Raw genomic sequence first — 7,699 nt, forward strand, 5'->3', positions numbered from 1 at the left:
CGAGGAGGAACCTCCGGTGGGGGTGGGGGCAGGGATGGCCGTGGCACGGCCGGCCGCGGTCCGGCGGACCACAGTGAGGGTCAGGACCAGGGTGAGCGCGGCGGTCACCGAGAGCAGGATCAGCCCGATGGCGTAGGAGTCGGTCCGGCCGTAGACGAAGCCCATGATCAGGGGCGGCACGAACCCGCCGAGGCCGCCCGCGGCGCCGACCAGGCCGGTGACGCCGCCGACCCGCGCGGGGTCGGTCACCTGGGCGATGAGCGCGAAGGTCGCCCCGCTGCCGCTGCCCAGGGCCGCGGCCATGGCCAGGAAGGCGACCGTGCCGATCCCGTCGAGCGGCGGTGTCCCGGCGGAGATGGCGGCACAGACCACCACCACGGCGTAGCCGGCGGAGAGGACCGGGATGGAGCCGAACCGGTCGGAGAGCCAGCCGCCCACCGGGCGCATGATCACCGCGACCACCACGAAGCCGGCCATCCGGTTGGCCGCGTCCGCCGGGGTCAGCCCGTGTGCGGTCTTGAGGTAGGCCGGCAGGTAGACGGAGAACGCGACGTAGCCGCCGAAGGCGACGGCGTAGAGGATGCACGCCTGCCAGGTGATCGAGAGCCGGGCGTTCGCCTTGAGCCGGACCGCCAGGCTGGTGGTGGGGACGACCCGACCGGGGGCGTCCCGGAGCAGCGACCACGCCAGGGCCGTGTAGGCGGCGAGGACCACGGCGGTGATCAGGAACGGCGCCTTGTCCCCGACGTTGGTGTAGAGCTTGACCGTCGTCAGGGCGCTGATGGCCGTGCCGCCCATGCCGGCCCCGAACACGCCGACCGCCAGTCCTCGGCGTTCGGGCGGGAACCACGCGTTGACGAACGGCACGCCCACGGCGAACGCGGTGCCGGCGATGCCGAGGAAGAACCCGCCGACCAGCAGCAGGGTGTAGGACTCGAGGGCGACGAAGGCGATGAAGAGGATCGGCACGATGGTGACCGCCGAGACCACTGGGAACATGACCCGGCCGCCGTAGCGGTCGGTGAGCGCGCCCACCAGGATCCGTCCCAGGGAGCCGACGACCACGGGGACCGCGACCAGGAGGGCGACGTCGGACTCGGTGAGCTCGCCGAGGGTGCCCTGGTCGCGGAACATCGGGCCGAGGGGGCTGATCAGCGCCCACGCCCAGAAGTTGACCGCGAATCCCAGCGTCGCCAATCCCAGCATGAGCCAGGGGCTCCGCAGGGTGGGTTCCTCGGCCATGCCGCGGTCCTCTCGTCGACTCACGTCGGCGGGCGTCATCCGACAGGCTCCACATTTACTACAGTTGGCTCCGTGGAAAATAGGGTCTTAGGGTCACGTCTTGGTCCGCGGGCCGCGAGCCCCCCTCGGCCGTTGTCGGTCGCGCGGGCCGCGATCCTCGATGCGGTCCGGGGGCAGCCCGAGCCCGTGAGCGTCGCCGCGCTCGTCCGCCTCACCCGGTTGCACGAGAACACGGTGCGTGAGCACCTCAACGCACTCGTCGGCACCGGCAGGGTCCGGCGCACCCGGGCCCCCGCGACCGGCCGCGGACGGCCTGCCTGGCTCTACCTGAGCTGGGAGGGTGGGCCTGAGGAGGCGCAGTACGCCGGCCTGGCCGCGGCGCTGTCCCGCGCCGTGGCCGGCTCCGCCGCCGACCCGACGGCCGTGGCGGAGGCCCAGGGCCGGGCCTGGGGCCGCGACATGGTCGTCCGTCAGCACGACGACGACGGGTCGTCGACCGCGGCCTCGGTCGTGGTCGCCACGCTGGACGACTTGCGGTTCGCGCCGCGGGTCGCACCCGAGGAGCCGACGGTGGTGCGGCTGGAGCGCTGTCCGCTGCTCGAGACGGCACACCGCTTCCCGGACGTCGTCTGCGCCGTGCATCTCGGGATGGTCCGAGGGGTCCTCGAGCGGCTGGGGGAGAGCACCGAGGGGACCGGGCTGCGCCCGTTCGCCGAGCCGGGCGCCTGCCTGCTGGAGCTGCCCCAGCTGGCGCTCAGCCGGTGACGGGCACCGCGCCGGCGGCCCGGTCGAGCGGCTCGTAGGGGTCGGCCAGGCGGACCACCCGGTCTGCCAGGTCCAGCCCGACGTCGGCGTGGGTGATCCAGAGGACCGAACGCCGCCTCGGACCGGACAGGACCTCGGCCGCCAGCTCGGTGGTGGTGGCGTGGTCGAGGTGCGCGGCCGGCTCGTCCAGGACCAGCACCGGCTGGTCGGCCAGGAGCGAGCGGGCCACCGCGATCCGGGCTCGCTCGCCCCCGGAGACGCCCGCGTGGCCGTCGCCGATCCAGGTGTCGAGACCGTCGGGAAGCGACGCGACCCAGGGTCCGAGACGGGCCTCCACCAGTGCCTGCGCGACGTCGAGGTCGCTCGCCCCGGGTCGGGCCAACCGGACGTTCTCGACCAGCGTGGTCGCGAAGACGTGGGGGTCGTCGTCCACCAGCCCGGTCACCCGGCGTACGTCGTCGAGCGCGAGGTCGCGCAGCGGCCGGCCCCCGTGGGTGACCTGACCGCGGACCGGGTCGAGGAAGCGCATCGCCAGCGCCGCCAGGGTGCTCTTGCCGGAACCGGACGGGCCGACCAGGACCACCCGCTCGCCCTGGGCCAGGCTCAGGCTGAGCTCCTGGGTCGGCGCCTCCCGCTGGTCCCACTGCGCCTGGGCGCGGTCGACCACCAGCTCGTGGGACGTGGGCGCGGACCCGGGCACGGTGTCGCGGACGGCGGGGGCGAGGTGCTCCCAGCGGGCCAGCCGGGCCGCGGCGGCGTCGGTGCGCACCGACAGCGTCCCGGCGTCGGCCAGCGCCGCCGCGGGTTCGGCCAGCGCCAGGGGTAGGAGGACCAGCAGGGCCATCATCGGGCCGGACAGCCGGCCGTCGGCGACGGGACCGGCGGCCTGGTGCGCGATCGTCACCATGGCGAGACCCGCGACGGACAGCACCAGCGCCCGCGCGGTCGCCGTGCTGCGAGCGCTGAGCCGGGTGCTCCGTCCGAGCAGGTCGCTGAGGGCCACGACCCGCGCGGCGGCCTGCGGAGCCGCCTGCCACATCCGCAGCTCCCGGGCCGTCTGCACGACCTCGACCGCGGTGGCGGACAGGGCCGCGCGGCTCTCGACCGCCAGGCGCTCGGAGCGTCGGGCGCCGAGGCGGGCGACCACGAACGCCAGGGAGGAGACCAGGCAGCCGACGGCCAGCACCAGTCCGGCGGCCGGCAGCAGGTACGTCGCCACCGCGGTGGCGAGCACGGCCGCGACGGCGTAGCCGCGGACCGGCATCAGGACCCGCAGCTCGCGGTCGACGACGCAGTCGACGTCGTCGACCACCGACGACAGCACGTCACCGCGGCGCCGGCCGAGCCTGCCGGGGGTGAGCGGCACCAGGGCGTCGTAGACCCGGACCCGGCGCTCGGCGAGCAGCCGCAGCGCGGCGTCGTGCGAGCGCAGCCGCTCGGCGTACCGCAGGACCGGGCGGGCCAGGCCGAAGGTGCGGACGCCGACGATCGCCACGAGCATCGTCAGCACGGCGGGGTGGGTCGACGCCTGGACGATGAGCCAGCCGGCGGTGGCGGTCAGGGCGACGCCGGACGCCGAGGCCAGGCCGCCGAGCAGGGTGGCCAGCCTGAAGCCCAGACGAGGAGCGGCCTCGGGCTGTCCGTCGAGGTCCGTCTCGGGCGAGGCATCCGCAGCCGGGGGAGCGCTGGACCCCGTCGGGTCAGCCACGGGGACCGTCGGTGCGGTGGCCGAGACCTGGGCCGGCAGCGCCAGCACGTGGTCAGCGGCAGCCACCAGGGCGGGGCGGTGCGCCACGACCACGACGGCGCCGCGCCGGCTGAGGGCGAGCAGGGTGTCGGTGATGACCCGCTCGGTCAGCTCGTCGAGGTGCGCGGTGGGCTCGTCGAGCAGCATCCAGGGGCGGTCCGCCACCACGATGCGGGCCAGGGCGAGCCGGGCCCGCTCACCGGCGGACAGGGTGGTGCCGTCCTCCCCGAGAGGCGTGTCGAGGCCGTCGGGCAACGCGCGGACCCGCTCCTCGAGGGCGACCTGCGCCAGGGCCTCCCAGAGCTGTTGGTCGGAGGCGTCCGGGGAACCCAGGCGCAGGTTGTCGGCGACGCTGCCGGCCACGAAGTGCGGGCGCTGGGGCAGCCACGCGACCTGCGCCCGCCAGGCCGGTCCACCCACGGGCAGACCGTCGGCGCCGAGGTAGCCGCCGCCGAGCGGCATCAGGCCGGCCAGGGCGTCGAGCAGGGTGGACTTGCCGCACCCGGACGGACCGGTGACGACGGTGAGGCCGCGCGCCGGGATCACGCCGTCGAGGTCCACGACCGCCGGACGGGCACGTCCGGGATGGGTGAGCGTGACGCCGCGCAGCACCAGCGCGGCGCCGGGCCGGGGGGCGGCGTCGATGGTGGGCGCCCCGGCCTCCGCCCCAGCGTCCATGCCAGCGTCCATGCCAGCGTCCGCCTCGCTCTCTGCGAGCAGGTCGCGCACGGACTCGAAGGTGGCGGTGCCCTCGGCCGCGGCGTGGAACTCCGCACCGACCCGGCGCAGCGGCCAGTAGGCCTCCGGGGCGAGGAGGAGCACGACCATCGCCGTGTGCAGGTCGAGGGAGCCGCCGGCGAGCCGGACGCCGGTGGTCACCGCGACCAGCGCCACCGACAGCGTGGCCACGAGCTCGAGCACGAGCGAGGACGCGAAGGCGATCCGCAGGGTGTCGAGGGTGGCCCGCCGGTAGCGGTCGCTGATCTCGGCGATCCGGCCGGACTGGGGACGCGCCCGGCGGAAGGCGACCAGGGTCGGCAGGCCGCGGACGACGTCGAGGAAGTGGCCCGACAGCGACGACATCTCCCGCCACTGGGACCGGGCCCGGTCGCGGGTGGCCAGGCCGACCAGGGCCCCGAAGACCGGGACCAGCGGGAGCGTGAGCGCCACGATCACCGCACTGAGCAGGTCCTGCGTGGCGATGACGACGACGGTCAGCCCGGGCAGGAACGTCGCCAGGACGAGGGCCGGGAGGTAGCGGGTGACGTAGGGCTCGATGGCCGTCACCCCCCGGGTCAGCAGCACCGAGACGGTGCCGGCGTCACCGCCGGCGGCTCGCGCGACCACCCGGTCGACGAGCTGCCCCCGCAGCGAGCTCGCGACCGTCGCGGCGGCGTCCGCCGCGGCCCGCTCGCTCAACCAGCCGGCCACGGCGCGGCCGAGCAGGACGAGTCCCACCAGGGCCGCCGGGACCGTCAGCGCGCGGTCGTCGAGCACCGCGATCACCAGCGCGGTGACCGCCCAGGCCTGCGCGATCACCAACACGCACGACACCACGCCGTAGCCCACGACCGCCAGCAGGGCGTCGCGCGCGGGTCTCAGCTGGCGGAGCAGCCACGGGTCGGACGGCCTCACGACTGCGCTGAGACCACGGCCTGGGCGGTGGGGATGTGGTGGACCGCGATCCGCTTGCGGAACACCCAGTAGCTCCAGGCCTGGTAGGCCAGCACCAGCGGCGTGAAGATGACCGCGGTGACGGTCATGATCTTCAGCGTGTAGCCGGTCGCCGCGGCGTTGGTCGTGGTCAGCGTGACCCCGTCGGCCAGGCTGGTCGGCATCACGTCGGGGAACAGGCCGAGGAACAGCCCGGCGACACCGGCGGCGATGGCCACGAAGGTGCCCAGGAAGGCCCAGCCCTCCCGGACCCGGGTGACGGCCAGCAGCCCGCCGACCAGGGCCAGGGCGGCGACCACGAACGCCACCGCCGAGGCGACCGTGCCGGTCTTGACCTGGGTCCAGCCCAGGAACGCGACCGCGGCCACCGCGGCCCCGAGGCCGAGGCGGACCGCCAGGCTCCGGGCGCGGACCCGGATCTCCCCGTCTGTCTTGAGGGCGACGAACATCGCGCCGTGGGTGAGGAAGAGCAGGAGCGTCATGGCCCCACCGAGCAGCGCGTACGGCGTCAGCAGGTTGAAGAACCCCCCGACGTACTCCATCTCGGAGTCGATCGGCACCCCGCGCAGGATGTTCGCGAACGCGACGCCCCACAGCAGGGCAGGGACGAACGAGCCGACGATGATCGCCAGGTCCCAGTTGCGGCGCCAGGCGTCGTCGTCGCGCTTGGCGCGGTACTCGAAGGCGAGCCCCCGCACGATCAGCGCGACCAGGATGAGCAGCAGCGGCAGGAAGAACCCGCTGAACAGCGTGGCGTACCACTCCGGGAACGCCGCGAAGGTGGCGCCGCCGGCGACGAGCAGCCAGACCTCGTTGCCGTCCCAGACCGGTCCGATGGTGTTGATGAGCACCCGGCGCTCGGTGTCGGTACGCCCGAGGATCGGCAGCAGCATGCCCACGCCGAAGTCGAACCCCTCGAGGGTGAAGTAGCCGACCCACAGGACGGCGATCAGGATGAACCAGACGGTGGTGAGCTCCATGACGTCTTCTCTCCGGTCTCAGTAGGCGAAGGCCAGCGGCCGGTCGGGGTCGAGGGGGCCGTCGTCGTCCGAGGACTCCGGCAGCGCGTCGGCACCCTTGGCGATGTAGGTCAACAGCAGCTTGACCTCGACCACGGCGAGGACGCCGTAGACCAGGGTCAGCGTGATCAGCGACGTCAGCACCTCGCCGGTGCTCACCGTCGGGGACACCGACTGCTCGGTGGTCAGGAGCCCGAAGACGGACCACGGCTGGCGGCCCACCTCGGTGAAGATCCACCCGAACGAGTTGGCGAACAGCGGCAGGAACGGCAGGGCGAGCGCGGACCACAGGAACAGCCGTCCGGTAGGCGCCCGGTCACGCCGGGTCGCCCAGAGCACCCAGGCGCCGACCACCATGCCGGCCAGGCCGAGGCCCATCATCAGTCGGAACGTCCAGTAGGTCAGCGGGATGACGGGCGTGTAGTCACCGGGGGAGTAGTACGAGGCCCCGGGGTCCTGGCCGTAGGTCTCCTGGTACTCCGCACGCAGCTCGTCGATCCCCTTGACCTCGCCGCTGAACTCACCGTTGGCCAGGAAGGACAGCAGCCGCGGGATCTTGATCGCGAAGACCTCCTCGGAGCCGTCCAGGCTGCCGATGGTGAGGATGGAGAACGCCGCGGGGTCCTCGGTCTCGTAGAGCGCCTCGGCCGCCGCCATCTTCATGGGCTGGACCTCGGTCATGATCTTGCCCTGCACGTCGCCGGTCGCCACCACGCCCAGGCCGCTGACGATGATCAGGACGGCGCCGGTCCGGGCGGCCCTGCGGTACATCGCGGCGTCGCCGCTGTCGGACGTCTCCGCCTCTGTGCGGTGCCGGCGCAGCTGCCAGATCGCCACCCCGACCACGAACGCCGCGCCCGTCATGTACGCCGACAGCACGACGTGCGGGAAGGTCACCAGCTGCACCTTGTTGAACAGCACCGCCGCGAAGTCGGTCATCTCCGCCCGGCCGGTCTCCGGGTTGAAGCCGAAGCCGACCGGGTTCTGCATCCAGGAGTTGGCGGCGAGGATGAAGTACGCCGAGAACAGCGTGCCGACGTGCACCAGCCAGATGCAGGCCAGGTGCACCTTCTCCGGCAGGCGGTCCCAGCCGAAGATCCACAGACCCAGGAACGTCGACTCCAGGAAGAAGGCGAGCAGTCCCTCGATCGCCAGCGGCGCCCCGAAGACGTCGCCCACGAACCGGGAGTAGTCGCTCCAGTTCATCCCGAACTGGAACTCCTGCACGATGCCGGTCACCACGCCGATGGCG

The 7,699-nt window shown here is 73.5% G+C and carries 5 protein-coding genes; 1 reads left to right on the forward strand and 4 read right to left on the reverse strand.

Features of this window, described 5'->3' with window-relative positions:
- A partial coding sequence (locus tag JHD21_RS18615; protein WP_292678249.1) for an MFS transporter occupies positions 1-1,242 on the reverse strand: 1,242 nt, incomplete at its 3' end.
- 72 nt (positions 1,243-1,314) lie between these two features.
- Between JHD21_RS18615 and JHD21_RS18620 the strand changes: the two genes are divergently transcribed.
- Positions 1,315-2,007, forward strand: coding sequence for a helix-turn-helix domain-containing protein (locus tag JHD21_RS18620; RefSeq protein ID WP_292678251.1), 693 nt, complete (start codon positions 1,315-1,317; stop codon positions 2,005-2,007).
- Here the strand turns inward: JHD21_RS18620 and cydD are convergent.
- The 3 genes from cydD to JHD21_RS18635 form a co-directional block, all read right to left on the reverse strand.
- Complete coding sequence (gene cydD, locus JHD21_RS18625; RefSeq protein ID WP_292678253.1) at positions 1,997-5,389, reverse strand: thiol reductant ABC exporter subunit CydD; 3,393 nt, start codon at positions 5,387-5,389, stop codon at positions 1,997-1,999. The two genes, JHD21_RS18620 and cydD, sit on opposite strands and share 11 nt — an antisense overlap.
- Positions 5,386-6,408, reverse strand: coding sequence for a cytochrome d ubiquinol oxidase subunit II (cydB, locus tag JHD21_RS18630; protein ID WP_292678255.1), 1,023 nt, complete (start codon positions 6,406-6,408; stop codon positions 5,386-5,388). The genes cydD and cydB overlap by 4 nt, the downstream gene beginning before the upstream one ends.
- A gap of 18 nt (positions 6,409-6,426) precedes the next feature.
- Positions 6,427-7,699, reverse strand: a 1,273-nt coding sequence (locus tag JHD21_RS18635) for a cytochrome ubiquinol oxidase subunit I (protein WP_292678257.1), incomplete at its 5' end; no start/stop codon positions are given.

The organism is Nocardioides sp. (genome assembly GCF_016462705.1).
Lineage (GTDB): Bacteria > Actinomycetota > Actinomycetes > Propionibacteriales > Nocardioidaceae > Nocardioides.

Bases quoted from the DNA above. Each gene is read 5' to 3' on its own strand.
- cydB (WP_292678255.1), bottom strand. From the start codon at position 6,408: ATGGAGCTCACCACCGTCTGGTTCATCCTGATCGCCGTCCTGTGGGTC.